Source organism: Catellicoccus marimammalium M35/04/3, assembly GCF_000313915.1.
GTDB lineage: Bacteria > Bacillota > Bacilli > Lactobacillales > Catellicoccaceae > Catellicoccus > Catellicoccus marimammalium.
The window spans coordinates 19,309-46,144 of sequence record NZ_AMYT01000018.1; the positions used below are offsets into that span (position 1 = coordinate 19,309).

The following is a 26,836-nucleotide window of genomic DNA, read 5'->3' on the forward strand; positions in this document are numbered from 1 at the left end:
CTCCTAGTTGATCACTGTATTCATATTCATTAATTGGAATAATAATTTATCTACTTCTTCTTTACTTACGGGTTGCAACGATAGAACTTTTCCCCCTAAGGCTTGTAATTGCACTTTTCGTTCCTGCAATTCATTTTCTGACTCTGCATAAACCATAAAGAAAAACTCTTGGTTTGGTAGTTTCTTACTTACGTCATACATACGTTTAATTTGTCTTTGACAAGATTGAATACGTGGTAAATCATGATGATTTCTTGCTTCATTTAGCATACGATTCCAATAAGATAAAGGTTCCTCAATGTTAGGAGGAAAGCGTAAAGAAAGAATACTGTGGTCTTCATCATAAATTCTTTCTAAACGATTAAAAGTTTCCATTGCTCGCTCACGTTCAAACATATTCATACTGTTTAAACTTTGTGGAATTACTTTTAAAAATCCTAAGTAAGAACCATCTTTCATCATGACATTGCCGTTTTCATTTCTACATTTGAAAGGAACAATTTCATAAATACTATGTTCTCCTCTTTTAATTCTTTTCTTCTTTACTTTGACATTTCTAACTTTCATAATTTCTCCTTTTCCAATAAAAAAGCACGCTATGAAAGTTCACAGCGTGCGGTTTCATCACTTATAAGACTGTACTTTATAGATTTCATGATCCATAGAAAGCAATCGTTTTAAAATCGTTAAATTATTAACTCCTCCATACTTAAAGGGTTTGTAACATAAGAACACTCCAAAAATAAAGGTTCCAATTTCCCATAAAATTAAGTAAAAGGCTGGTAATTTCAAAATATATTCATTGATTAAGTAGACAATCAATAAAGCTCCTAGCACAATGAAAATATCCATTAAGTAAAAGAAGTAGATTTTAACACTCTTTTTTGATTGCTTCAAAATACTCATATTTGTGTATTTACTCATGAGGTGCCTCTACCTTTCTATTTATTCCCATCATTTCATCAATTTGATCTTCATATTGTTTTAATTCTCTTTGTTTCATATACTCTGGATCTGGTTTTGTTAAATCTACATTTGCTCGTTCAAATTCTTCTCTTGTACGATAAACAGGTCTTGTTAAATCTAAGTCTGCGTAGGAGTCAACTTCAGATAAGATATTATCTTTTGATTTTGACTTAACTTCAGAAGTTCCCTCAGTAGAAGGTTTTGAATCATTCATAGTAGGCACTTCTACATTTGTATCGGCTTTTTCTTCCTTCAATGATGAATTAGCAGGATTATTAGGTACTTCTACATCTGAAATTGCACTTTCTCCATTTTGATTATTTGTTTCTAGTGGTTTAATAGAAGAATCATTTTCTTCTATCGATGGAATATCAGTATTATTTGTAGGACTTATAGAATCCATATCAGGTGCTTTTAATTCTTCATCAGCACTTGATAACGTATCATCATGAATACTATTCATCGTACCATTATCTACCACTCCATCTGCTTGTCCATCTTCCCCATGAATACTTTCAATCGTTTGATTTTCTACTGCTTCATTTGCAGGGTTTTCTTCAATAGATGAATTTTCTTGTTCATTTATTGTTGGATTATTAGTTTCTTGAATAGCATTATTCATATCTTCATTGATAGATTCTTGATTTTCAAGGTTAGCATTTTCGGCTACCATTGCCTCTTCATTATGAGACGTTTGTTCTTCATTATCTAACGTATTTGTAGAAACATCTCCTCCGTGAGTAGCAACGTTTGCTTCTTCTTGTTGAATATTTTGATCGCCCGTTGCGATATTACCCGATTTACTATAAGCATTTGTTCCTTCTGCATTGGAAACTTTATTTCCTTCTTGTTGTTCGATAGAAGTATCTTGCTTGTTACCATCTTGATTCATATTGGTTTGATTATCATGAATACTATCTAGCGTATGATTTAATTGACTAACTGTACTACCTTGCGGGCTGTTATGTTCATGACTTAATTCATCATGAATACTGTCCATTGTATGATTTTCAATTTTTTGATTGATACCACGAATAACATCTCCAGCTCCATGAGCCACATTTCCTACACCAGAAGCAACAGCTTTCCCTGCAGAAACAGCTCCTTTTCCAGCAGACGCAACACCTTTCATACCAGCGTAAGCTCCCATTGCTGATTTCCAACCATCATGTAAACCAACGTCTACACCTAATAATTTTCCAAATACATGAGATCCATCAATGCAGACTTTCAATCCTGCAAGTAATAAGACTGTGTATGGAACAACTCCAAAATCTTGTTGTCCAACCCACGTGAAGTATCTTGAGAAAATACCTAAGCTAATTCCACTACAAGCAATCACAATTAAAGACTTGAAGGCTTCCATTGCCATATTCTTCAATCGTTGTCCTGTATCAATATCAGATACTGCCATGATTGGAGATAAGATTTTAACAAATACTAAATCTAAAATATTTGTAACAATAATAAACGCTGTTAAAAGGAACGCACAAAGCATGACCACTAAACCAATGATCATTGGCATAAATCTTGCTCCATAACGGAAGTATCCGTCATCAAATAAAGAAAACCAACCATTTTTGATTTCTTTTGTTTCATATTTTCCATTATCATTAGTTCCTATAATCTCTAATCCTAAGGCTTTGCTAGCTTCTTTATTTTTACTTTTAATTTCTTCTAATTGTTCTTTATTTAATACTTCTGTTAAATCCATATTCATAAAGACATCACTAGATAATTTATTTTTTGTTGTCTCTTTTTCTTTCTTATTGGCATTATTTAAAAGAGTATTCCATTGATTATGATCTCCAATATACATTAAGTCTGCGGTATTATCTTTAATAATGTTAAAGGATAGACTCGACTTTAATGTAGAATCATCACTAGAAACAACTGCTTTTGTGTCTTGGAAAGTTCCTGTAGCTACTTGGAGTCCCCAGTCAATAACACCAGCTCCACCAACTACAATACAAGCTCCTAATACTAATTGAATAAGATTATTCTTTAGACTAATTTCTTTACCAATCACATATCGAATTCCTATCCACACCAACATAACCGCAAGAACACCCCATGCGGCCATTTGAGCTGCATGATAATATTTTCCAACGACTCCATCATTAAGTAATTCAGTAACTTTAAAAATACTATCAATGACATTCTCTGCCCCTTGACATAAAAAATATAGACCTTTCACAATTGCCCATTCAATTGTCCTCCAGATCCAGCTCATAATACTAGCGAATTGTACCCAATCGCTATGATTCATTAACCATTCTGCACTTGCCAATGGATTTCCTCCTTTCAAATAAAAAAGAGGAAGTTTAAAACTTCCTCTTCTTGATGACTATTTATCTGTATAACTTGATGGCGATAAATAAACTGCTCCTCGTTCATTTTTCCCTAATAAATCATCTTTAGTCAGATTCTCTTTTTTATATTCTGGCTTATCTTTATCTACATTGTAACTAGCTGTCCATTCATCTCCAACATATAATTGTCCATCTTTTTCTGTTACATCATAAATAATTTGATCTTTTGAATTACAATTACTATCCATCATCTCAGGTAATTTTTCTAATTCTTCTTCATTTGCCTGCATAATAATTTGATAAACACCCTTGCGATCTGTTTTTTCTACTTTATAAGGTAAAGTTGTTGCATAGATGAATTTAGGTTCATTCTTTTTGTAATCTTCTTTTCCTGTTTCTTCATCTTCATAACTAACATCATAAATTTCTACTTTGTGATCTTTAGTTGGTACAAAATAAATACGAGGTTTCTTCACTTCTTCATCAACATAATAATCCATAGGAACACCTTCAATAAATGGTTCTTCTGCAGTAGGAGTCTTTTGTTGAACTTCACTAGAAGAAGGTGTTGAAGCTGTTTCTTTTTTATCTCCGCAACCTGTCAATAATCCTAATCCTGTCAATCCTAAAATCCCTACTACTAACCATTTATTTACTTTCATTATTTTTATTCTCCCTATCTTTTATTCTTACCTTAATTATATCACTTTTTTAGCTTATTTTCTATGATTTTTTGTTATTTATACAATTCAATTGATCTACAAATAACCGCTTATCTGTACTATTGATTTCAATTCCAGAAAGGGCGTCATAAAACTGATTTTCGATTACCTCTTCCGTATCATCTTTGTAAATAATATTAGCTAAATCTTCTATAAAATTATTATTTAATTTCACTTTAGATTTTGCAAACTCAACAAATTCTTCTTTTGTATATTCAGAACGTGATTTTTCTTTAGATTCAGCTACTTCTGTTTTCATACCATTGCTTACTTGTTGCTTATTATAATCATCTGCTTTACTTTCTGATTTCTTTTGCTTTTTCTCTTCGGATTGTTGATCTAATCGATCACGAATCAATTCAAAATCAATCTTATTTTTGTTTAAATCAAACATTGCTTGAGGACTATCAATGTCTAAATCATTAATATCTTTGCTGGTATCAAATTGATTTCCTAAGAACTCATAGCGGTATGGGAAAGCAGTTTCTTGCGTATTAAAGATTGGATATGGTCGAACTTTATTACGTTGTAAATCTTGTCGGTGTAGGGAACGAATGACAATCGTTTCTCCTTCTTGCATACCAGCGATACGCTCTGGAGTGATTAAATACTCTTCACTAACAGAAGCGTGGGTTGGTGCTTTGATGTCCATAAAGTTTTTATCTCGTGAGACTGACTCTACTGTATGCTTTCCGACACGTTCCGCAAATTCTAACTGCGTATCCTTATCTGTAGAAGCAATGTAGATATGATTTTGACAGTTCTCTTTCGCAACTTTTGCGACATTATCATTGTAAATTGCATATAACTGATTATAACTTTGTACAAAAAGATTAAATAATACGTTCCTTGATAAGCATACTGTCAATTTTTTATCTAACTCTGCTAAAGGACTCATATTACCGAACTCATCTAAAATAAAATGAACTCTTCGATGACACTTCTTACCTCTTGTTACAGAAGCATTTCTCATTAAAGTGATGTAAAGTTGGTCTACAAACACCGTCATCAATTCATTTTTTGACGTATCATAATCTGGACTGATAATAAAGATTGCAGTTGGTTTTTCTGAATAGAACACTTCAATTTCTTGGAGTGCGTCTTCAATCAACGTACATTCTTCATTAGGAAGAAGTTCCACTTCTAAATAATCACTATCTTTTCTAAAGAATAAACGATGATAAATATAGTCATTTGGATCATCTATGCTTTGTAAAAGAAGTAGGTCTCCTTCTTTGATAATACAGTCAAAGTTAAGTGTCCCAATCCCTTCCACATTGAATTTTAAAATCTCTTGGAAGATTAATTCCATATCTTCATTTTCTCGATAGATAGAGAAGCGATATTTTTTATCAGCTACTTTTGATTTATCCGTATACAAATTGATGTATTTTGGAAAACCAACAGAACGAAGGGACAATTCGTTTAGAGAAGTCATCTTACCGATATTTTCAAATGCAAAAGTTTTGAAACTATCTAGCACTGTCCCTATAATCGTTCCTTTCCCTTTTTCTCCCTGCATGGATACTGCTCCATATTGAGCTTTCGCAATATTTCCTTGTGGTAACGCATTAAAGAAAGCGTCTAAATAGGAAGTTGCGGTCGATTGCCCTTCTTCTAGTGGAAGGTAGTTAGAACCAAGTTCGATTAACATTTGATAAATGTTATATAAGGTTACTTTTTCTAACTCATTATTCTTCTCACACTCATAGATCAATCCTAGAATACAACCGTTTAACATTCCTTTTGCTCCAGAATATACCCATGAGTTTTGTCCTGCATTTTGTTCTTTTGAACCAAAAATCATATGACTAAAAGAATTGGTTAAATCTTGAGCTAAAATATAATCACGATTTTTCCATGCTTCCAAAATTAATTCTAAGGGATTGTAAGCAAGTCCATTTAATGGATCTAAAATATTTAATGTTTTTACGTTATATCCACGTTTTTCTAAAATATCTTTAGAAGAAGCATATAGTTCTCCTTTAGGGTCATGGACAACCATAGAAGATTGATTTTCTGCCCTTGATAAGTTATCAATCATAGGGAATACTACAGTTTCCCCTTTCCCTGAACGAGAAGTACCAATAATCAATGTATTTACAGTATCGGTATCAATAAAATAATTATTAAGATAGTGAGAAATAGGAACTCCACCATATCCTTTAAAAGATTTATCTTTGTCTGGAATTTTTGTATATTGATCTTCTAATTCTTTAATGGTTGTTAATCGACTATCTCCTTTTTGTCCATGAGCTAAGCTAGTATATCGTAGCTCTAATCTTTTACAAAAAAGAATAGCAGTAATGAGGATAAACATGATCCAACCCAAAACTACAATCCAAAGCCACTTATAATCATTTAAATGTAATAAGGTTGTGAATGGTACTTTTAACTTATTTAGAAACACATTCATGTCAACCGTATTATAGTTAGTTTTCAATAGATAAGTAATTGCAGGATTCCCTGCATGAACTATGTAACTGATAACGAATGTTCCAAAAATTGACAGGCATAAAAAATAAGCTCCAGATATTAAAAATGGAACTTTGCTTTTATTTTTTTCTCTAGAAGCAAGGGATTCTCCATCGACTCGCTTTCGCCTAATCAATTTACGAACTTGATTTTCTGGTAATATTCGAGAGAAAAATCTTAGTTTTCTCGCTTTTGAGTTACTTACCCGCATGATCTTGTTTCACTTTCTTTTGTAGTTTTTCTACTTCTTTTGTTTTTTGATCATTTTCTTTTTTTAAATCATCATTGCTTTTTAGAATAGATTTTAATTGTTCATCATACTTATCTAATCGATCTTGCATTTTCTTTTGTTCTTCTTTTTGAGCTTCTTCTTTCTTTTGTTGTTCCATACGAGCTTCTGCTTCTGCTTGTTTATTTTCAAAGTGTCCATAAACACCAAAACCAATAGCTCCCATACCTAACACCGCTCCAACACTAATTCCTGCAATCATTTTCTTCAATTTTGAAATCTCTTGTTTTGATTGGTCGCTAGAAGAAACTTGCATTTGTTGATACTTAATATCATTTTGTTGTTCTAACACTTGATTTTGATATTGTAAATTCTTCATGCGGTCTAGCTCTGCTTGCTCTTTTTGTTTTGAAATCGTATCTTGTAACTCTTCTTTTAATCCTTTAATCTCTTGTGTTAGCTCTTCATTCTTTTGAGCCATTTTTTCTGCTTCTAGGCGTGCAATACGATTTTCTTCTTCTTTTAACTCGATTAAACGTTGACGATGAGCTTCTGCTTTTGCTCTACGTTCTTTCTTCTCTTCTTCTTTTTCTTCTTGAATGTGTTTTTGTTCCGCTTTATCAAATTCTTCTTTTTTATCATCAAGTTTATTTTGATAATTGGATTGTAATGCTTTTAATTTTGCGTCTCTCTCTCCAGACAGAGCTTCAATTAATTTCACGCTATTTGATAGAATAGATTCACGTACTTCTTGACTCTTTCCATTTTTCTCATTGATTGTCTTTTCTTCAAATGTAAATTCCAATTCTTTATTTCGTTCGTCAAGGATACGTTTATTTTCTTCTTCAATTTCTGATTTTGATTGTTCCCAACGCTGATCATGTTCTTTTTCCAGTTGTTTCATTTCACTGGTTTGACGTTCATTGAGTTCCTTTTTCTCTTGATCATGTCGAGTCTGTAATTCTTCTTTTGTGGACTCAAATTCTTTATCAATTTTTTGTTTCTTCTCTTCTTTTTCTTGATTACATTTTTCAGTGATTTCTTCCTTCACTTTCTCTTTTTCTTGTTCTAATTCAGAAGAATAATTGATAGTATCAATTTGAGTCTCTTTTGCTTCTTCTAAAGATTTTTTAGTAGTTCCTAAAATTCCTGCACATCGTTCCTTGATTAATTGATAAACATAATCATATTTTTCTGGACTATAAATCGATTGTAGATATTCTTCTTTCAATTGATTTTGATAATCAGATTCGGATAAATCAGAATTTAAATGAGAAAGAATGTATTCTACACCACCATCTTTTGCAGTAATAATAGGCTGTAATACTGTATCAATTGCATTTTGTAATTGTGGCGTATTTGCATTTAAAAATTCACTCTCATTCATCAATGTAGGAAGTTCTGGTTCGTTTACTTCTTCTTTGACCTCTTCCTTAACCTCTTCTACAGGTTCTTCTTCATGTTGTGGCACTGGAGTAGAAGCAGGTTCAAAATCCATATTCAGATTACGTTTTGGAATATTTGGTTTAGAAGAAGGAAGCGGTGCTGGAACAGAAGATACTTCCTCTTTTTCCACCTCTTCTTTTGGTTCTTCCTTATGTTGTGGAATTGCAGGTGCAGAAGAAGTTGATTTCTTTCGACTCAATCGACTACGGAAACTTGTTTTTTGTTCTTCTTCCTCTTCTTCTACTGTTTGATTTTGTTCTCTCATAAATTGTTCGCCAATCTCTTGTTCTTGTTGAATCCAACGTTGTTGTTGAGCTACATCTTTTTCTTCACTAATCGTTTTGTGAATATCTTTAGAGATTAATTGAGCTAATGTTTGCGTTGGATCATAAGTGATTTCGATTTCCAATTCTTCTGTGTTCGTTGGATCTGTATTATAAATAGCAATTTCAAAATCATGATGATTTCCTGAAGGTTGATAACTATTGCCTAATTTTTGAATAACTTTTTGATACAAATATTCTGCTCTTCCAAGCGAATAATTCTTATTTCTTTTTATGATTTTTAAGTTCTTAATCGGTTTTGACATTTTTTCAAACCGAATTCCATAAGTAAAATGTTTCATTTCTTTTCTCCTTTCTAAAGAAAATAAAGATGACTTCTCATCTTTGAATAGGACTGCACCCTTCGACAAGTACAGCCCTTCTTAACTAAACTAGTCCTTGAATCCAACTAACAATTAACTGAGCAGTTAAGGAAATAATTACACCTACACCAATACGTAAGCCCCATGATTTTGCCTTGTCCGCCATACGATCACTTGCAATGAACATGATACCGACACAAGCAAAAGCACAAATAGCTAAGGCAACCGTTAATACTGTCAGTCCTTTATGGACTTGACCTAATGCACTACTTAATTTTCCGAAGATGTCTCCAGCATTAAAAGGCATTTGTAAATACGTTTGTAAAAGCTGTTGTCCTACTGCTGTATTCAATACTAGATTTGTAATCATTCAGTTTCCTCCTCTTTGTTAAAATTATTTGTTTTTTGTTCGTAATGTGGCTTTACAGTAGCTCCTTTTTTCATAAAGTCTCCAATATGATCTTCAGCATATTCTTCGCATAAACGCTCTTCAATCACGTCCTTATAGGCACTTGAACCACCACGTAATAAAGCCAATCCTACTTCTTCATACTTTTGTTTAATCCAATCGTTATAATTCTGTCCGTTAGATTCAAACATAGATTTTGTAATTTGCTTTGCGATTGATTCTTTTTTAGCCATCATCTCACCCCCTTTCAGTGCAATAAAAAAAGACTTGAATAACAAGTCTACAAAGTTTCTAAATATTGAGTAATGTATTGAGTGCCGATATATTCTTTTTTCCCAACGAATAATGTTGGTACAGAAACCAATCCATATTCTTCTTGATATTTTTGATTAGCTTTTTCTGTAAGATCTACTAATAACATATCTTTTTGATGAATTTCTTGTCCTTTCTTTTCTAATAGCTCCTTACAATCAGAACAATCTTTGCGATAGAAAAGAATAAACTTTGCACGTTTGATTTGAGTTTCTGAAACTACTTTTGAATCTTCTGTAGTTGTGAAAAATAAAATAGAGACAAGACTAACACAGAAAATCAATGGAATAAGTAAATACAGTAACTTTTTCATATATTCCTCCCTTATGTAGTAGAAACTGCCAATTTTTCAAAAAGATAATCAAACCAATAATCCATTATAAAATCTAATTCATTCATTTAATCTTCTCCTAAACTAATTTTCCATGAACCACAAAGCGATATAATGTTTTACCACTGTTGTCATGGTCTAACGTACAAGTAAATAACGTAATTACAGGTTCTTTAGATGGATTTAAACATTTGGTATTGTGCATATTAATAGTTTCTGTATAGGTTACCTCATACGTATATCGTTTTTTCCCATCAGAAAGATAGATTTTATCTCCTTTGTGGACTTGAGGTTTATCATCAGTGATTAGGTTTGAAAAGAGAACATTCCTTTCTTTCATATTATGTCCTGCTAAGACATAATTTCCTTTTCCCATTTCTTGATGTGGCAACATAGTTGTCGCACCATAGAGCATATTTACGTTATTTGTGCCTTGTAAAATATTTAAATGGATATTTACAGATGGAATGCTAATCGTTCCTACAACATAGCTCATTGCTTTCTTTCGATTTCTTGGTTTATTTGCTTCATAAACTTGAGAAAGTGATGGAATCGATACTCCGTCATAATCCATTTTTGCTCGCTGATCTACATTGTAACCAGCTCCTTTCCTTAAACTACTAGATTTTTCTGCTGAATCCGTTTCCCCCTCAGCGTGTTGATTTGAAGTTTGACCATTCTCTCCTGCCTTTAACCGCTCCTGATTTTGAATAATCTCATCAGAATTGGCAGTAGCTTGCATTTCTTCTAATGTATTGGCTCTCCAAGCATTCCCTGTAATACAAAAGACTCCTGTTCCTAATGCTAAGCTAAATAAGGAAACTCCAACTCCTTTTATAATCTTTCTTTTTATCCTTTGTTTTCTTGTTGTTACTCTCAATAGATTTCATCACTCCTATCTATTGATTGAATTTATGGATTGATTATCCATAAGAAAAAGGAGCAAGTTCCCCTGCTCCTCTTGATATAGATAATCTGTGTTTTAGTATCAAAAAAAGAGAATGAATAACATTCTCTTTCTTATAAATTACAAATATTTGGAAAAATGTTCCAATTTAAAAATAACATCTTTTATTAAAAACATCAATGTTTTTTATTTTTTCTTACGTCCGAACAAGAAGCCAATAACGCCACCTAATGCAACACCGATTGCTCCAACACCCACCGTCTTCATCATATCTGTACCTGTTTGTGGTAAGAATTTAGGTTTTGGATCGCCTTCAATTTGTTGAGGCTCTTCTGGTTTTGGATCTTCTGGTTTAGGTGCTTCTTTTGGCACTTCTTTGGTTTCTTTATCAACTCCTACATAAACTGTGTTAGAAGCCACATCTTTTCCATTTACAACTAATTTAGCAGTATTTGGAATTTGAACTTCTCCATCTTTTTGTGGTAAATCAGAAACTTTCATTCCTGCTTTTAATTTCACTGGAATGATTAAAGATAATTTCTTACCTGCAAACTCACTTGGATTATTCGCAGTCCATGTTACTTTACCGTCTTTTACTTCTAGTTTTCCTTTTTTCGTAACATCTTCGCCTTTAGGAGTTGCGTCTCCTGTCATTTCTTTATTGACATCTTCTGCAATCTCTTCTTTTGTGACATTATCTGCAGTAGGTTTGTCTGTTTCTTCTTTTTCAGTTTCGCCTTTACTTTCTTCTTTGTTTCCTGCTTCTTGATCACTAGAAGAATCTGCAGGTTTATCGCTTGGTTTAGAAGCGTCTGGTTTAGAAGTATCTGGTTTTGCTGGAGTAGAAGCTATTGCTTTTTCTAACACAGATTTCAATGTTTCTACATCTTTTTTCATGTCGCCAGTTAATGCTAATTTTTCATCTTTTTCAGCTAACGCTTTATTAATGCTTTCTAGTGCTTCTTTATCTTTTGCAGTTTGACCTGCTTTTTTAGCTACTAATACATCACTTACTAATTTAGCGTTAGATAAGACTACGTGTTCTTTCGTATCTGGTTTTGCATTTTTATATTTATCTACGATAGGTTGAACTTGTTTAATCAATTCATCGTAATTTACAGTATCTTTCTTATCAGCTTCTTCTTTTCCTGCTTCATTGGCAAAAGTTGCTGGTTTATTTGCTTCTTTACTTGTATCTTTAGAAGAATCTGTTGTTTCTTCTTTCTTATCTTCTGCTTTTGTAGCATTTTCTTCTTTATTTTCAGACACTTTTACTTCATTTGCTTTGGCGTCAGAAGCAATCACTTTAATTTTACTTTGATCAGCTACTTCTAATGATTTATCTAATGTATCAGATAACATTAAAGATTTTAATAATACATCGTTTGGAACGACATTATCAATACGATAAGCAACTACTGGGTCTTCTTTTGTGATGGTATCTGTATCTACTGCTTTTCCATCATCAATAATATATTTTTTGATAGACTCTTTAATTGGAGTTAAGTGCGTCTGCGTTTTATTTGTAGACTGTTTATCTCCATCTTTTGTAACAGTAGCGGTATTTGGAATCGTAATTTTTCCATCTTTATCTTTCAATTTAGAAAGGTCAGTTCCTGCTTTCACTTTCACTTTGAAGTTAAATTTGTAGTCTTTACCGTAAAATTCTGGCTTAGCTAACGTATCTTTTTTCGCAACAACTTTTACTTGATTACCTTTTGTTTGATTTTCAAATAAGCTCGTTACGTCTTTACCATCAGAGTTCGTTACTTTCAGACTATCTTTAACGATTTCCAATTCTGGAATCAAAGTATCGTCCATTTCATAACTCTTATAGAAGAATTGTTTTTCTTCTGCTGGTACGGAATGAGAGATCGTGTAGGTATATTCTTCTGAAGCAGTATCTAATGTATTTTCTTTTTTATCTTTTTCGTTTTTATCAGATACTAATTTTGTAGGAGCTAAAGTTTCTGTACGAACTGGTTTTTCTCCTCTGTAGCCGTAGTATTGATCATATTCTGAATTTTTCCAATTCAATTCCTTATTCATATTGTATCCTGACCAATCTTTTACAAAAGAATAAGTGATGGAGTTTCCATCAAACAACATAGTCATTTTACCTTTTGGATCATTAGGATCAATATCTTCCTCTGATGGAGAACCGAAGTATGTCATACCATTCTTTTCTGTTACATCAATCCATTTTTTTGCAGACTCTGCAATATAGATTTTAGCTACTTTTTTCATAGTAGCGTCAGAAAAACCAAGAGCTTGGTGGGCGTCAATATCATTAAACGTCATATAAGATCCTGTGATTGGAGCGTCTTTTTGTGTGTCATGGTAGACATAACGTTGAGTAACTTTAACTTCTTTGTATCCACCTTGTGTTAATCCAATAGAACCACTATTAAAGCGAATCCATTCTCCTCCTTTGAATCCTGCTTTCGTTACTGAATCTAGGTGGTAAATAACGTCAACAGCTTTACCTTCCCACATACCTACATTCATGTAACGGGCAATATCTTTACCACAATCAGATTTATCTAATCCAATAAAAGCTAATTCTTTTTTACCACTTACGCTGGTATGTTCTTTTAATTTACTTTTCGCACTTAAGAACTCTAATTTTGATTGTTTTGTAAATTTAGCAATCATTGCATATTTTTTCGGTGCTTTTGATTTATCTGTTGGCACTTCAATTTTAGGATATGATCCTAATTCTTTTGCTTGTGCTGGTACAGCAGAAATTCCTGCTGAAAGTAATGTTGTAGCAACTAATGCTCCACTTAAAATTGATTTATAATTCATCTACTGCGTCCTCCTAAATATTCTGTTTCATCTAAAATTCGCATAGGTTCAGGCAATAAGTCCCCAACCTTTTTACGTTTTTTCAAACAAAAAAGAGGCTCCAAAACGGAAGCCTCTTCAGTACAATATTTATTTTGCTGGGATTGAATATTCCCAAAATGTTTTTGTAAAAAACGATGACAAGTCGATTTTTTACTGGAGATAAAGTAGATGTCGTGTGTTTTCACACCATATACATAATATTGCATATTTATCTCCTTACTATTTTCAAAAGTTTGATCTATCGCTTTAATTTTAACTCATGGCAATAGTAAGTTAGTTAATCCTTTTTGTATTTGAAATAGTACATCAAAGTTACAGGAATTACATATTTTTAGATTTTTGCTATCTTTACGGTTTTATATAGAATTTGAGAATTTTTAATGAAAAGAAGGAGAGAAAGCTTGTTCTAATAAAAGAATTTTAACAATAGAAGAAAACCATCAATGATTTTAAGCAATTTTATATAGCTTTCAAACTTCTTTTAAGGAGATATGTACAACAATGTTTAGAATAACTACACATTAATGCACATAATTTTTGATAAGTAAAATATGTTCTGATGTACTATTTCAAATACAAAAAAGATCCATGCACCCGATTCATCAGTGGTTCGGCGTCCATTACGACCCCAAAACGGTGGAGTCATCTCTCCGAAATCTAACGAATTTTCTATCAAAACTGTCTCAAAATTCAAAAATAGGGTTTTGAGACGAAAATATAAAAAACAAAATAGTCTTAATATTTTCTCATTTTTATAGAAAACCACTTCGAATACTGATACAATATACTTGTTCAGAGTGTATTGGATCAGTATTTGATTAATTAGATTGTAGCTAGTATTTTTGGTACTAACTCATTTAATTATCAATGATCTAAATTAAAGAAGGGAGCGAGATTTTTCTCGTTCTCTTTTTTTATGTCTTTTTGTGTGATAACATATATTATAAAAACGTCCATTTTTTATATTATTTATTTTTGCTTTTAATCCATCAAATTTCATAAAAACAAAATTTATAAAAAATTGTATTTTTATTATATACTATTCATTTATCCCACATACATATTATAGCAAAATATAGGCAATAAAACAATAATAATTTGTATAAAAACAAAAAAAATGCCATGTATACATTTTTTTACATATATTTATTTATCAACTATTACTTAAAGGAGCCTACACATGAGCCAAAAGAGCGAGTTAAGTGCTTTTTTAAAGCAATTAAGAGTAGAAAAAAAATTATCCCAAAAGGAATTAGCTAAAAAGCTAGATATTGCATGTCCTAGAGTTTCTAACTTAGAAACTTCTGCAATCTATCCATCTGACAAATTTTTGAAAAAATACAGCGATTTTTTTAATGTTCCAATGGAAAAATTAGTAAAATTAGCGGAACCAGACAGAGAAAAATTCAGACTAAAAGAAATTAGAACTAAAATTAATAATTATTATCAAGAAATACGTGAGATCTATGATAATTCCAATTACAAAGAAGACCTAGTAAGTATAATCCAAGATATTGTAAATAGCGATAAAATTATAAAATCTATACCTGAAAATTATTGGCAACAACAAAATTTATTAATTCCTTACTTCCCGAATGTCAAAGCTTTTCAAAAATTTAGCTTAGGAATTAAATCAGATGGAGAATCAATTGCGGAATATATTAATCCTAAAAATTATTCAAATCCAGACAAAATAGTAGTTATCAATACTTCTACATCGCTAAAATCAATGAATCGTATTTTCCCTGAACATACCAATCTATTTATAGAATTAGATGCTAAATTAAAAATTGGAGATATTGTATTTTATTTATTAGACGATGAATATAGTCTAGCCAGATTAGGAAAAATAGAAGGGGATAATGGACATACCATTCCTATTCTTCACTTCGAATCTCTAGACTTGAATTATTCTAAAGATATTCCTTTAACTAAATCCATTTTGAATAATATTACTTTTATCGGAAAAGTTGTTGGAATGAGAGGTAGTGATAAACTTCTTAATTTATAACATTACGCAAGCTGGAAATTATTAGGATTAATTAATTCTAGTTCATCATCTGAAAAAATAGGCACTTCTAGTTTAGGTTTTTTAACATTAGCAATTAATTCTTTAAATTCATTCTTAAGAGAAGTGAATAGATAACGAGCAGGATTTTTAATAGTTTTACTTTCCATCATTACGTAAAATAAGCGATCTAAAACATAATAAATGTGGTCATTTAATGACTCTAACGGCATATCAAAGATAGACTTATCATTTTCTAGTGATAGGTCTTTTTGTGCTAGTACATTTTCTCTTAGAAGTTCTTTAGTGGCAGTTTTCTTAGCACCAAAGATAGCTTTTTCAATTTTACGAGCTAGTTTAAGACTAAAGTTAAAGTTATGATCAACAGCATATTTAGCAATTAATTCTTTAAGATTCTTTTTGATATATTTTGATTCTTGATGGATATAAGAATTTTTAGCTAGCTCTGCTTGGTTCATCTCATCTTTTTTCTTAGATTCTTTAGTAATATTCATATTTTTATTGTTATTATTCTCTTGTTTATTTTCTGTGGTTAAAACTTTAGAAATAGCTTTTACCAAATCATCGGAAATAGAAGTGTTTGAAGTTTCTGAAATTGTATTGTCCATATTTTCTGATTCATTTTTATCATGAGAAGAATTTTTGTCATTATTTGAAGTACGATCTAATAATTTATAAATCGTTGGGCGACCAAAACGACGAGTACGTTCTACAATCCCTGCTTCTTCTAATTCATCAGTATACTTGTAGAAAGAGTCTTTTGAGATATTTAAATCAGTAATAATCGTGTTTAAATCTGGATAACAAATATTATCATTCCCAGCGATTGTCGCTAAATAAGCATAAACTGCTTTTGCATTTGCGGATACTGCAGTATTACGCATAACGTCTTGTGTAGTTGTTCCATATGATCCATCGTCTTCTTTTTGATCAAATAATTGATACATTGTGGATTTGCATAATCTGCGAACACGTTTTACAATTCCTGCTTCTTCTAATTCATTAATGTATTTGTAAAATGTGTTTTTGCCAATTCCAAATTCTTTAAAGATTGTGTAGATTGATGGAAAGCATACTTTTTCTTTCCCTGCAAAAGTTGCTAAGTAAGCATAAAGCCCTCTTGCTGTGATAGATAATTGATCATTACGCATAACTTCCTGCGTTGGATTTCCATACGCTCCTTGATAGTTTAATGTTGGTTCATAGTTCAGAGTTTGTGTCATTTTTGTTCTTCCTTTCTAGATAAACAAAAAAGCGTATCAACTTCTTGATTCAGTTGATACGCTGTCCTATTTTTACTAGAGAAAATTGATTCTTAATCTTGTCTAATCGCTTTATTTTTGCTATAATTTAAACGTAGATAAGATTTTATATCTTATATATCGGTTTAAATTATTAAAGTTAAAAATAAAACAAATTTGAAGAATTAAGTAATCAATTAAACATCGTATTGGCAATGTTCTCTTGATAGTTGGAGTATCAACTGAACCTCAATAAGTAAGTGTTCCCGCACTTGCTTATTTTTTTTGTCTAGATTCAGATAATATCTATTCTCACGAAGTTAGGTTTGTAAGACCTAGCTTTTTTGCTTAATTCAATTTTGTTTTTATCTATTTACTTTTTAAAATTAATTTATGTCTATATTTTATCATACAATGAAAAAATCTCAAGAACTTATTTTTTCTTATTCAATTAGCGAGGTAAATAACTAAAAATAATAAATTATTTGCAAACCTTTATTTATAAAGGGTTTTTATATGTATTTATTTTGTAATACAAATGATTACATTTGTAATTATTTATAATTAAAGTGATTACAAATGTAATTAAAGTGTATACAAAATGTATTTGTTGTGGTATTATAAGTATGTGGTTAATAAAACAAATTATTGGAGGTATACATAATGCAAGTTATTTCGTTTTTAGCAACAAAAGGTGGGGTTGGAAAAACAACTTTATCTTATCAATTTAGTAAATATTTATCTCAACATGGTAAGAAAGTATTATTGTTAGATTTAGATTCACAAAGAAGTTTATCAAGTATGTTTGATCTAGAAGAAGTTACTTACACTACAGAAAATATTTTTAGAGGAATTGGGGAAGTAAAAGTTCAGCAAGTTGATGATAATATTGATTTAATTCCTGCTTCCTTGAATTTAGGGACAAGTTTATTATCAGATATTTCAATGAAGCCTAATAAAGAATTATTACTATTTATGTGGTTTGGAAAGAATTATAAAGATTTTGATTATGATTATGTAATTTTAGATTTGAATCCTGCATGGAATTTATTAACAATGAATGCAGCGACTGCTTCTGATTTAATTATTTCTCCTTTAGAGCCAAGCCGATTTGGATATGAAAGTCATGATAAGGTAATTAAGGGAATTGAAGGATTAAAAGAAGGAGTAGTTGATCCACGAACATTGGAATCTTATGTAATCGCAGATCTAAAATTTATTGCGAATCGAGTAAAACATAATACAACAACATCAAAAGAATTTTTGAGTCAACTAGAAACATTTGATGATGTAATTGGAGTTATTCCTGAAAAAGAAGCTATTAATGCTTCTATGCTAGAAAGAAAATATGTTGTAGATTATTTAGAAGAAAAGGATCATATGACACAATCAGATAAAAAATTTATTGATACATTAGAAAATATTTTTAATGAAATCACAAAATTAGGAGATGAAGATTAATGAGTAGATTTGATAATAATAAAACTAGTGATAAAAAACCAACAGCAAAAAAGAAAACAACTAAGAAGAAAGAAAATAGATATGCAGATATTGTAGATAATGGAGATTATACATTATCTACATTAAATGAATCATCTTTACCAGCAAAAGATAAAATGGATAAGATGAAAAGTAAATTGGAGAAGGTCAAAAAGATGGAAAAAAAATCTATTACAGTACGTTATCCAATGTATCTAGCAGAAAAAATAGACGCAACAGCTAAAGAAATGGGCGTAAATAGATCTAAAGTTTTAGAATATATTGTAGAAGAATTTTATAAAGAAAAATGATAAATACACTTGTAATCATATAAAATACATATTGATTACAAGTGTATTTATTTTGTATTTATCCTAAGAAAGAAATGGTGTCAATCATTTTTTTGTAATTACGATATTCATTGCCGCCATTGTAACTTATTTTAGAAAAATAATCCTTATCTCTATCCTGTATATTGCACAAGGAGGAAACATTGTCCTTTAATACTTCTATATTACTAGGATTCATAGGATCTGAAATTATTGTATAAAAAAGGAGATAATCTTTTGTCTTTAAAATACATAAATATATAAAAATAAGGCTATTAACATCAGTTTTTAAGCGACTAAGACGTCTTTTTTTACCTTGCTCATCATACCTATAATAATTTATATCTTCCCAACGTATACTATCTAATTGTGAAGTAATAAAATTAATCTCTCTCAATGATACATTTGCATTATTAAAAATTTTTGGTAATTCATGGATAAATAGATCTAGTATAGATAATTTACCATCTAACTTTGACGAATGATCAGGAATATCCTTTTTATATATAGATGTATATATATATTCTATATAATTTCTTAAATGTATTTTTGTTGGAATAGGGAGATTAAATGAATAATTAAATATTTTATCTAAATATGTTATTGAATCAATATCTCCATAATAATGGGATATAATTTTTGATAATTCAAATTTATTTATGCCGAAAATACAATTTATATTTGGAGATATAAAAATATGTTTTGTAATTTCTAATAGAGAAATAGCAAAATTAGGATTACATCTATCTAATTCATCCATAATAAAAAGTATTCGTTTCTTTTTTGTATAGCCTAAAATCTCATTCAACGAATTTCCTATTAAGTCTATTTTTTCTTCTATAGACATTATATTTTCATACATAGATTGATCATTTTTTTTTGCATTTATATTTTGATAATTATCTAAAATAGAATCAATTCCAAATTTTTCAAGTATTGTATTTGCTAAGACATAGCCTAAGGAAGATAATAACTTTGCTATTGTTTCTTTTACTTTATCTTTTAATAATTCCATATCCTTTAATTGATTAATTAATAAATACAAAATGGTAAGAAGTGGATCATCATATTTATCATATGACCAAGAATCAAAATAAATTGCTATGTAATCGTCCTTGAACTTTATTATTTCTTCATCTTCAGATGTTTTAGGAATATCGGTACGATTAGCCAAATATTCTAATTGTTTTAAAAATACAGTTTTACCACTACCCCATCTTCCATCTAAGGATATTGAAAAATGTCTATCCTCTTTGTTTAATAAAGAAATAATAATGTTTAAATATTTATTTCTTTTAAATATATCTTCCTTATAAAATTTAACAATATCATCTTCCATATGATCTTTTATACGATCTTTTATACGGTCTTCCATATTATCTCTCCTCTAATATACTAATATTCATGATAATATTATATTACTTAATATGTATATTAAATACTATAGTAAAATTATTTGCATATAAATAATTGTTGCAATAATCCTTGTTTTTCTTTCTTCATCAATCTCAATTTCTCCTGCTCTTTCTCTATACGTTGATCTAATAGGCTTAGGAAATTCCCTATCTTTTCTTGTTCGGGTAGAGAAGGAAATGGAATTTTAATAAAATTAATATCTCCCTTATTGATTTTTTGAGGAAATGCAACTTGTAACGTCTTACTCCATAAATCTTTTTGTACCTGTTCTGAATGAATTGCATGCATTAAATACCAATTATTGATTTTCTGAGGTTTAATAAGGGCTAAACTAACATAGTATGCTACCTCATTATTTAAATTAATATTTGCTACTCCTATACTACCAATTCTTGTCATAAATATATCTCCATATTCAGCCTTATTATTTTTAAAGCTATTTTGATATTCTTCCTCAGAAATATATTTATTTGTTTTCAAATCAGAAATATTTTCTACACTAAGAAATGGAACTCCATGATTTTTATAATTAGGTGTACTATGCATACCGTCATATATTTTTGCAATTTCTCCTAATTTCTTCTCTTCCCACTCTGGATAGTCATTTCCTTCTTCATCTTTAAACCGTAGCTCCTGCTTAAACAGCTTTTGCATATATCCTTTTTTCTCTTCTTCCAATAATGTTACTTTTCGCTCCTGTTTTTCGATTCGTTGATCTAGCAAAGAGAAAAATTTTCCTATCTTTTCTTGTTCAAGTAAGGGTGGAAGTTGGATTTTTATATTACGAATAGTACTTAATGAAATAAATTTTTGAGTTCCACCTGCTAATTCTAACAAAAATTGTTTTTTTATATTATTCGATTGTAAATAATGAATCAAATAGTTATTTTGTTTATTTTTATCTTTAATAAGGGCTACATTTTTAATTGCAAATTCTTTCTCTTTTACAATTTTGACAGGATTACCAATCGTTCCAATCATAGCCATTAAAATATCATTATCTTCCACATAAGAACGTTTATTAATTTCTTCATAATCATGTTTAGAAATATAATTTATAGAACTATAATCTAGTTTCCCATCTTTCAAATTTTTAGAAGTAATCAATGGATAACCTTCTTTTACAAATTTAGGAGATGAATGTGTTCCATCTCTTACGTCCGCAATCTCCCCTAACTTCTTCTCTTCCCATTCATCAGTAAATTCTTTAAATCTTAATTGTGGTTTCATATATTCCCCATTCTTGTTATATTTGTAATACAAATGTAATCTAATATAAATACAAATAAATTACATATTAAATACAAATGTATTCATAAAAGATTACGAAAGTAATTATTATGTATTTGTTGTTATCAATTATTCTTTATTGTATAATATAAATGCAAATAAACGTATCGTATATGACATATATACGAAAGCACCTAGTGGAACTCTCACATACCACTAGGTGCTTTTTTGCATTTGCAAGGTGCTCAGACTAAAAAAGGCACTTTTATTATTTTTTTTTCTGTTTTAGCCATTCAGAAAACAATTGTAATATTACGCCTACTACAATTGGACAAATAATAAATTTAAACGTATCGTATAGTAACATATATACACCTCCTTCCAAGTTTACGTACACTTGAAAAGATAGTGCCAACATTCATTATATCATAAATAAACTATGAATTTATTCTGACTTTTCTTGATTTTCAGTAGAAATTTCAGAGTTTTCACTGGATTTTTTTTCAATAGATAATTTATTTTTCTTCATTTTTTTAGTTTTTATCTTTTTAGGTTGATTGCTCAACATATCTCGTATTCTTAATTGAGTATTTTCACTCAAATCATCAAAATGACGAATCTTTATTAGAGATTTATATTTTTTATCAGCTCCTTCTAAATAGCCGACTGCTCGAATACAAGCCCACTGATCTAAAGTTTTTCCATGATTTTTTACTCGTGTCATTGCTATGTCGCCAACACGTATATTTATTTCTGGATCAAAATAGAAAACATATTTCTTAGGAAAATAGAAAAATTGTACAATCGCAATATTTCTTTTTTTCAAGTTTCCTTGTAGATAGTCTAAATAGGCGTCAATACAAGCAGAAAGAATGTTATACATAGGTTTTTTGTAGTTCTCTTTACCTGCTTTTAATCGATCATTGAAGAATCCTTCTTCTTCAATCTGCACCTGCTTTAAAGGTTTATAATCTCTACGTAAATATCTATTGCTTAAGCAAGTAGAAAAGAAGTCTACTGCTCGATTGATGAATTGAGTTCTTGTAACTTTTTCTTGATTTTTGATGAATTTATTTAAACGATCTAGAGTTCTAGCACTAATTTGAACTGCTTTCATATTTTATTTCTCCTTATTATTCATTTGAAGTATATATCTGTTGTAGTATGATTTTAATTCTTCTATAGTTTGGTATCTTTGATCTAAATTTGTATTTGTTCCCTTACGTACAAAATTTACTACATTAGCATTGTTAGATTTTAAAATACTTTCAATTTTTTCTCTGCCAGTTAATATAAAACCAAGTACTTGTACTATTGCATAAATGTCAAACCTTTCATCGAAATTATTAAAACCTATTTGTTTTAGATTAGTAATATCATTTAGGGAACCTTTTATATCAGTATTACTATTAGTTAAATTGCTTTCACTTTCCAATGCTTTTGCTAATCCAAAATCAGAAATTTTAATTACACAAAGGTCATTGTCATATTCTTTTACTAAAATATTTGTAAAACTAATATCTCTATGTAAATAACCTTTAGAATGTATGTAGGAAAATCCTTCTATTATTTGATTGCATAATTTTATTCTTTGTTGAAAAGTTAGTTTTTGAGTATGTGAGTTTATATAACCATAAAGAGTATTTTCTACATATTCCATTGTATACTCATTGTTATTATTATTATATTTGTATACCTCTAAAATATATGGAGAGGATAATTTGTTCATGATATCAAATTCTTGTTTGAATCGGTTTAATTCTATTTCATTAATATTTTTCTTAGCCCTTTTTATTGCAAAATTTTTATTATATTCTTTATCTTTATATTTGTACACTTTAGCATAAGAACCTTCGCCGATAAACTTAAGTTCATATTGTTGAATTTGTTTTGATTTTATATTACCTTTTAGCTTGAAAATAGGAATTGTAATATATATATCAATCGTCTGAAAATCTTCTGGTATATTACTTCCACGAGTGTTTAAGAAATTTAAACAATATCTAATAGTTTCCTCGCATTCAATATTAAATTCATATTCTGTATTTAATAAGCTATTTTGTAATTTAAAAGTTAAGTTTATTATTTTTAATAAATCTCTACTATTTTGAGCGTTTAGGTAATGGTATGGTTGGAAAATACATTGATTTATTATATCAAAAAAAATATTGTAGTTTTCATGCAATGAAGAAAATATCTCTCTTAATTGTTGATTCTCTATAGAATTGTATAAATCAATGATTTCCGAATCATAAGATGGTTCTATTTGTCTATGTATTTGTGCAATATCATTTAAAATTTTATCATTATCCATGAGTGTATTCTTTTTTCCTCTATTTTAAATTTTCTGTTTTGTTTTCAATTTCTTCAATTTCTTTTTTTATACGATATACTGTGCTTCTTGTGATACCTACATGATTTGCAATTTGTTGGATTGTGATTGGCTCTCCATTTCTTTTGCGTTCCAGCATATCAACTACTGTTTCATAAATTAATCGACGTTGTGGATTTTTGCTATCCTTTGAATATTGAACTACTCCACCTTTATATGCTCCTCTTTCTTTGGCTAATCGTATACCTTCCTTTTGTCTTTCCAATAAGGTTTGTCGTTCCTGCTCGGAGATATATTTTTGAATCTCCAGCACTAAGTTCGTTAGAAGATTTTTTAAGTTTGGATCTGTTATTCCTTCAAAAGAAGGTAAGTTTAGGATATTAATTGTTGCTCCTTTTTGTTTAATCTTTTCTAGAATTGCTGTTATATCTTGGCTACTTCTTCCTAAACGATCTAAACTTACTACAATGACTTCATCATCTTCACGAATAAAAGAAAGTAAATTTTGTAATGCAGGTCGATCCATATTTTTTCCAGATAGCTTCTCTTGAAAGATTTTCTTGCAACCAGCTTTTTCTAATTGATCCAATTGACGATCTAAATTTTGTTCTCTTGTACTGACTCGTGCATATCCAATTTTCATTTTTATACCTCCTTTATCCTAAATTCAGATTATACAGTTTAGATTAGACATTTCTATTTTAAAAGAAAGTGGAAGTAAAATCCACTTTTTATTTTTTTATCAAATGTATAAACAGGGTGCTATCTGATTATACATTTGATACATAATGAAAGAGCTAGTAGAGAATAATGAAAAAAACTAGCTCTTATATAAATTCATTGTATCACAAATAGAAGTATTAAATTACAAATTTAATACTTTTTCCAATCATCTTTTAGTAACTTATGGGCTAATACTCTTATAGTTGTCATATCTTCTGATTTTAATTTATATTCTTCGTTCTTTGATAAGTAGTTATCGATATATGTTTGTTTATATTGAAAATCAAATAAAGTAGTTTTGTTATTATTATTGTCTGCTTCTTTTTGATCCTCAGTATAATGTTTTGCAATTTTAATAAGTTCTTTATTTATTGTACAATCAATACCATTATCGTTGTAAGGATTAATAAAGCTATTAAGTACAAATAAATCTTCAATTGTATAATAGGGTTTTTGCTCAAATTCTAAAAGTTTCTCCCTCCATGAAGATTCTGAATGCTTTTGTGCTTCACGATCTAACTCTGCTGAATATACTACTCCAATAAATGCAGTGATGAAAGTTAATGTTAATATAAAAGGCTCAACTAAATTTTTGTTGATAAAAATAGACACCTTTGAAATGAAAATGCTTGTAATAGCAATCACGATAAAGCCAAGCACAATAATGATGAACACTATGATAATAATATGATTTATAGTAATAGATTCTTCTAGTATTGAATGTAAATTTTTAAAAAAATCTTTTTTAAAAATATTATATAATAATATGGATACCGGTATTGATACTATTATCATTACTATTATCATTACTATAGATGATATCATGTTTGGAATTAAGTATAAATTTTGACATATAATAAACAACATATAGAGTACAGGTATTGATACTAATAATGATGAAATACAAGCACATAGGATATTATTTGTTTTCTTAGAAGAATTTGATTCATCGTCTATTTCATGCTCTGCTTTTTTGTAAAAAATTACTTTACTTTTACTTTCGTTCTTCTTACTTTTGTTCTTCTTACTTTTGTTCATTTTATTCCTTCTTCCATTATTTATTTAAAATAATTATATCATATATTATTTTTGTTATTTTCTTCGTTCCAACCGCCCCCACCACTCCGAAAATAAGCTCCAGCTGTGCTGTCGCATGAAGGAAACCATTGTTTCACAATGGTTTTTTTCTTTCTTTTAACATGAGTCAGTCGATCTGCAAGGGACGCTCCGCTCTTTGCCCTTGTCATCTCTCCTTTTCTCTCATGTTCTCAAGAAAGTGTGAGTTGCAGGAACTCATAAAAAGATTTTTCAAACAAAAAGGAGAGTTTATTATGAATGCAAAATTAGTAACAGTGGAGTTTAATGAGGAAGCACAAGTGATGTTGTTCCGTATTGATGTAGCAGGCTTTGGATATAAAGAGTATTCTCTTTGGGTCAATTTACATACGTATATGGTAACAGGCGATGTTGTTGCTCATGGAGATTGGTATGATATTGAACAAGAAGAGTGTTTAGAAGTGTTAAAAGCAGGAGTACCAGAAGCTATTTATAAATGGATTACAGATGGTAAAAAACGTTTTCTTAATGGAGGAGTATTGGAGGTTATGGATAATGAGTGAGAAATTCCACGTATATTCTAGACATTATTTTGATAACTGTACTGCATATGTACAAATTACACGATATTCAAATTACTATGATAGAACGATAAAGGATACTATTGAAACTAAATTAGATTGGGATACTATTGAAGATATGAGTGTCTATCCAATTTGGGTGGAAGAAGAAGGCTTAGAAAATCTTTTTGGAGAATGTGAAGAAGGGAAAGAGATTCTAGCAAGTATTCAAGGTTTAGATGAAGACGCTGAGCTGTATATGGAAATCTATTAAGTAGGAAGGTGGCATTTGCCACCTTTTTTGTTACTTTCTCCGTTCCAACCGCCACCGCCACTACGAAAGTAAGCTCCAGCTGTGCTGTCGCAGGGAAGACATTGCTTTGCAATGCTTCCTTACTTTATATTCTTAAGAAAGAATGGATTATAGGATCCTACAATGGAAAGTAGATCCTTATTAGGATATATTCCAAAATTAGACTTTTCATTTTAATAGATCCATGATACAATGAATATACAAAAATTCTTGTACTTTCTAGGTTTTCATATTAGTAAAAGTTAGAGAATTTGTTTTAGAAGTATTTGATTTTGAATAGGTCGATTAAGTACTTCAAAGAATTGATAGACGGAAAAAGAGGTGCAATGCACCTCTTTTTTCTTTTGCACACATTGTTTTTTTGCGTAGGAGTGTCCCCACCCCCACGCCCTCAAAAAACAATCGGAAAGAAAAAAGGTAGGGCGGAACCTGCTTCTAGTCGAGCAAGCTCTCCTTTCAGTCCACCCTATTTTTTCTTCCTTTTTCTTTCTAACATGAGTCAGTCGATCTGCAAGGGACGCTC

General features: G+C 30.1%; 26 protein-coding genes. 5 read left to right on the plus strand and 21 right to left on the minus strand.

Annotated features, from left to right (window positions below; genetic code table 11):
* Positions 1-3: 3 nt before the first annotated feature.
* The 12 genes from C683_RS04360 to C683_RS04415 form a co-directional block, all read right to left on the minus strand.
* A complete protein-coding gene (locus tag C683_RS04360; RefSeq protein ID WP_009490464.1) occupies positions 4-567 on the minus strand; it encodes a hypothetical protein in 564 nt (187 codons plus the stop codon).
* A 57-nt stretch (positions 568-624) separates the two neighbouring features.
* Complete coding sequence (locus C683_RS04365) at positions 625-924, minus strand: hypothetical protein (protein ID WP_040388696.1); 300 nt, start codon at positions 922-924, stop codon at positions 625-627.
* Positions 917-3,256 carry a pLS20_p028 family conjugation system transmembrane protein gene (locus tag C683_RS04370; RefSeq protein ID WP_009490466.1) on the minus strand — a complete coding sequence of 780 codons (2,340 nt, stop codon included), beginning with the start codon at positions 3,254-3,256 and terminating at the stop codon, positions 917-919. Before C683_RS04370 ends, C683_RS04365 begins: the two co-directional genes overlap by 8 nt.
* A 57-nt stretch (positions 3,257-3,313) precedes the next feature.
* Positions 3,314-3,940 carry a hypothetical protein gene (locus tag C683_RS04375; RefSeq protein WP_009490469.1) on the minus strand — a complete coding sequence of 209 codons (627 nt, stop codon included), beginning with the start codon at positions 3,938-3,940 and terminating at the stop codon, positions 3,314-3,316.
* A 61-nt stretch (positions 3,941-4,001) separates the two neighbouring features.
* Complete coding sequence (locus C683_RS04380) at positions 4,002-6,416, minus strand: VirD4-like conjugal transfer protein, CD1115 family (RefSeq protein WP_161599367.1); 2,415 nt, start codon at positions 6,414-6,416, stop codon at positions 4,002-4,004.
* 256 nt (positions 6,417-6,672) lie between these two features.
* Complete coding sequence (locus tag C683_RS04385) at positions 6,673-8,775, minus strand: coiled-coil domain-containing protein (RefSeq protein ID WP_009490476.1); 2,103 nt, start codon at positions 8,773-8,775, stop codon at positions 6,673-6,675.
* A gap of 85 nt (positions 8,776-8,860) precedes the next feature.
* Positions 8,861-9,166, minus strand: coding sequence for a TrbC/VirB2 family protein (locus tag C683_RS04390; RefSeq protein WP_009490478.1), 306 nt, complete (start codon positions 9,164-9,166; stop codon positions 8,861-8,863).
* The gene (locus C683_RS04395) at positions 9,163-9,438 is read right to left on the minus strand and encodes a hypothetical protein (RefSeq protein ID WP_040388697.1); all 276 of its coding nucleotides are present in this window, start codon (positions 9,436-9,438) and stop codon (positions 9,163-9,165) included. The genes C683_RS04390 and C683_RS04395 overlap by 4 nt, the downstream gene beginning before the upstream one ends.
* A gap of 47 nt (positions 9,439-9,485) precedes the next feature.
* Positions 9,486-9,830: a glutaredoxin family protein gene (locus C683_RS04400; RefSeq protein ID WP_009490487.1), complete on the minus strand. Its 345-nt coding sequence runs from the start codon at positions 9,828-9,830 to the stop codon at positions 9,486-9,488.
* Positions 9,831-9,927: 97 nt separating this feature from the next.
* Complete coding sequence (locus C683_RS06390) at positions 9,928-10,728, minus strand: class A sortase (protein ID WP_009490489.1); 801 nt, start codon at positions 10,726-10,728, stop codon at positions 9,928-9,930.
* Positions 10,729-10,941: 213 nt separating this feature from the next.
* Positions 10,942-13,563, minus strand: coding sequence for an LPXTG cell wall anchor domain-containing protein (locus tag C683_RS04410; RefSeq protein ID WP_009490491.1), 2,622 nt, complete (start codon positions 13,561-13,563; stop codon positions 10,942-10,944).
* Positions 13,560-13,811, minus strand: coding sequence for a hypothetical protein (locus C683_RS04415; protein WP_040388698.1), 252 nt, complete (start codon positions 13,809-13,811; stop codon positions 13,560-13,562). The genes C683_RS04410 and C683_RS04415 overlap by 4 nt, the downstream gene beginning before the upstream one ends.
* Before the next feature lie 974 nt (positions 13,812-14,785).
* On the opposite strand from C683_RS04415, the gene C683_RS04420 reads away from it, so the two are divergent.
* Complete coding sequence (locus C683_RS04420; protein WP_009490492.1) at positions 14,786-15,616, plus strand: helix-turn-helix domain-containing protein; 831 nt, start codon at positions 14,786-14,788, stop codon at positions 15,614-15,616.
* Between the two features lie 2 nt (positions 15,617-15,618).
* On the opposite strand, the gene C683_RS04425 is transcribed toward C683_RS04420, so the two are convergent.
* Complete coding sequence (locus tag C683_RS04425; protein WP_009490493.1) at positions 15,619-16,857, minus strand: helix-turn-helix domain-containing protein; 1,239 nt, start codon at positions 16,855-16,857, stop codon at positions 15,619-15,621.
* A 681-nt stretch (positions 16,858-17,538) separates the two neighbouring features.
* Here C683_RS04425 and C683_RS04430 point away from each other — a divergent pair.
* Both C683_RS04430 and C683_RS04435 read left to right on the plus strand, forming a co-directional pair.
* Positions 17,539-18,336, plus strand: a complete 798-nt coding sequence (locus C683_RS04430; RefSeq protein ID WP_009490494.1) for a ParA family protein — start codon at positions 17,539-17,541, stop codon at positions 18,334-18,336.
* Positions 18,336-18,665, plus strand: coding sequence for a hypothetical protein (locus tag C683_RS04435; protein WP_009490496.1), 330 nt, complete (start codon positions 18,336-18,338; stop codon positions 18,663-18,665). The genes C683_RS04430 and C683_RS04435 overlap by 1 nt, the downstream gene beginning before the upstream one ends.
* Positions 18,666-18,723: 58 nt before the next feature.
* Here C683_RS04435 and C683_RS04440 read toward each other — a convergent pair whose 3' ends face one another.
* The 7 genes from C683_RS04440 to C683_RS04465 all read right to left on the minus strand — a co-directional run bounded on the left by C683_RS04440 (position 18,724) and on the right by C683_RS04465 (position 25,422).
* Complete coding sequence (locus C683_RS04440; protein ID WP_009490498.1) at positions 18,724-20,058, minus strand: KAP family P-loop NTPase fold protein; 1,335 nt, start codon at positions 20,056-20,058, stop codon at positions 18,724-18,726.
* Between the two features lie 77 nt (positions 20,059-20,135).
* Positions 20,136-21,329 carry a restriction endonuclease subunit S gene (locus tag C683_RS04445; RefSeq protein ID WP_009490500.1) on the minus strand — a complete coding sequence of 398 codons (1,194 nt, stop codon included), beginning with the start codon at positions 21,327-21,329 and terminating at the stop codon, positions 20,136-20,138.
* Positions 21,330-21,597: 268 nt separating this feature from the next.
* Positions 21,598-21,747, minus strand: coding sequence for a type I toxin-antitoxin system Fst family toxin (locus C683_RS06700; protein WP_341871653.1), 150 nt, complete (start codon positions 21,745-21,747; stop codon positions 21,598-21,600).
* A gap of 27 nt (positions 21,748-21,774) precedes the next feature.
* Positions 21,775-22,446: a hypothetical protein gene (locus tag C683_RS04450; protein ID WP_009490502.1), complete on the minus strand. Its 672-nt coding sequence runs from the start codon at positions 22,444-22,446 to the stop codon at positions 21,775-21,777.
* A gap of 3 nt (positions 22,447-22,449) precedes the next feature.
* Positions 22,450-23,643, minus strand: coding sequence for a protein kinase domain-containing protein (locus C683_RS04455; RefSeq protein ID WP_009490504.1), 1,194 nt, complete (start codon positions 23,641-23,643; stop codon positions 22,450-22,452).
* A gap of 19 nt (positions 23,644-23,662) precedes the next feature.
* Positions 23,663-24,304 carry a recombinase family protein gene (locus C683_RS04460; RefSeq protein ID WP_009490506.1) on the minus strand — a complete coding sequence of 214 codons (642 nt, stop codon included), beginning with the start codon at positions 24,302-24,304 and terminating at the stop codon, positions 23,663-23,665.
* 230 nt (positions 24,305-24,534) lie between these two features.
* Positions 24,535-25,422: a hypothetical protein gene (locus tag C683_RS04465; RefSeq protein ID WP_009490508.1), complete on the minus strand. Its 888-nt coding sequence runs from the start codon at positions 25,420-25,422 to the stop codon at positions 24,535-24,537.
* Between the two features lie 293 nt (positions 25,423-25,715).
* Here C683_RS04465 and C683_RS04470 point away from each other — a divergent pair, with 293 nt between their 5' ends.
* Entirely contained in the window at positions 25,716-26,003 is a 288-nt protein-coding gene (locus C683_RS04470) for a hypothetical protein (RefSeq protein WP_009490510.1), read from the plus strand.
* The gene (locus tag C683_RS04475; protein ID WP_040388699.1) at positions 25,996-26,274 is read left to right on the plus strand and encodes a hypothetical protein; all 279 of its coding nucleotides are present in this window, start codon (positions 25,996-25,998) and stop codon (positions 26,272-26,274) included. Before C683_RS04470 ends, C683_RS04475 begins: the two co-directional genes overlap by 8 nt.
* A gap of 281 nt (positions 26,275-26,555) precedes the next feature.
* On the opposite strand, the gene C683_RS06600 is transcribed toward C683_RS04475, so the two are convergent.
* Positions 26,556-26,836 (minus strand): hypothetical protein (locus C683_RS06600; protein ID WP_211204968.1); only part of this gene is annotated, 281 nt, incomplete at its 5' end.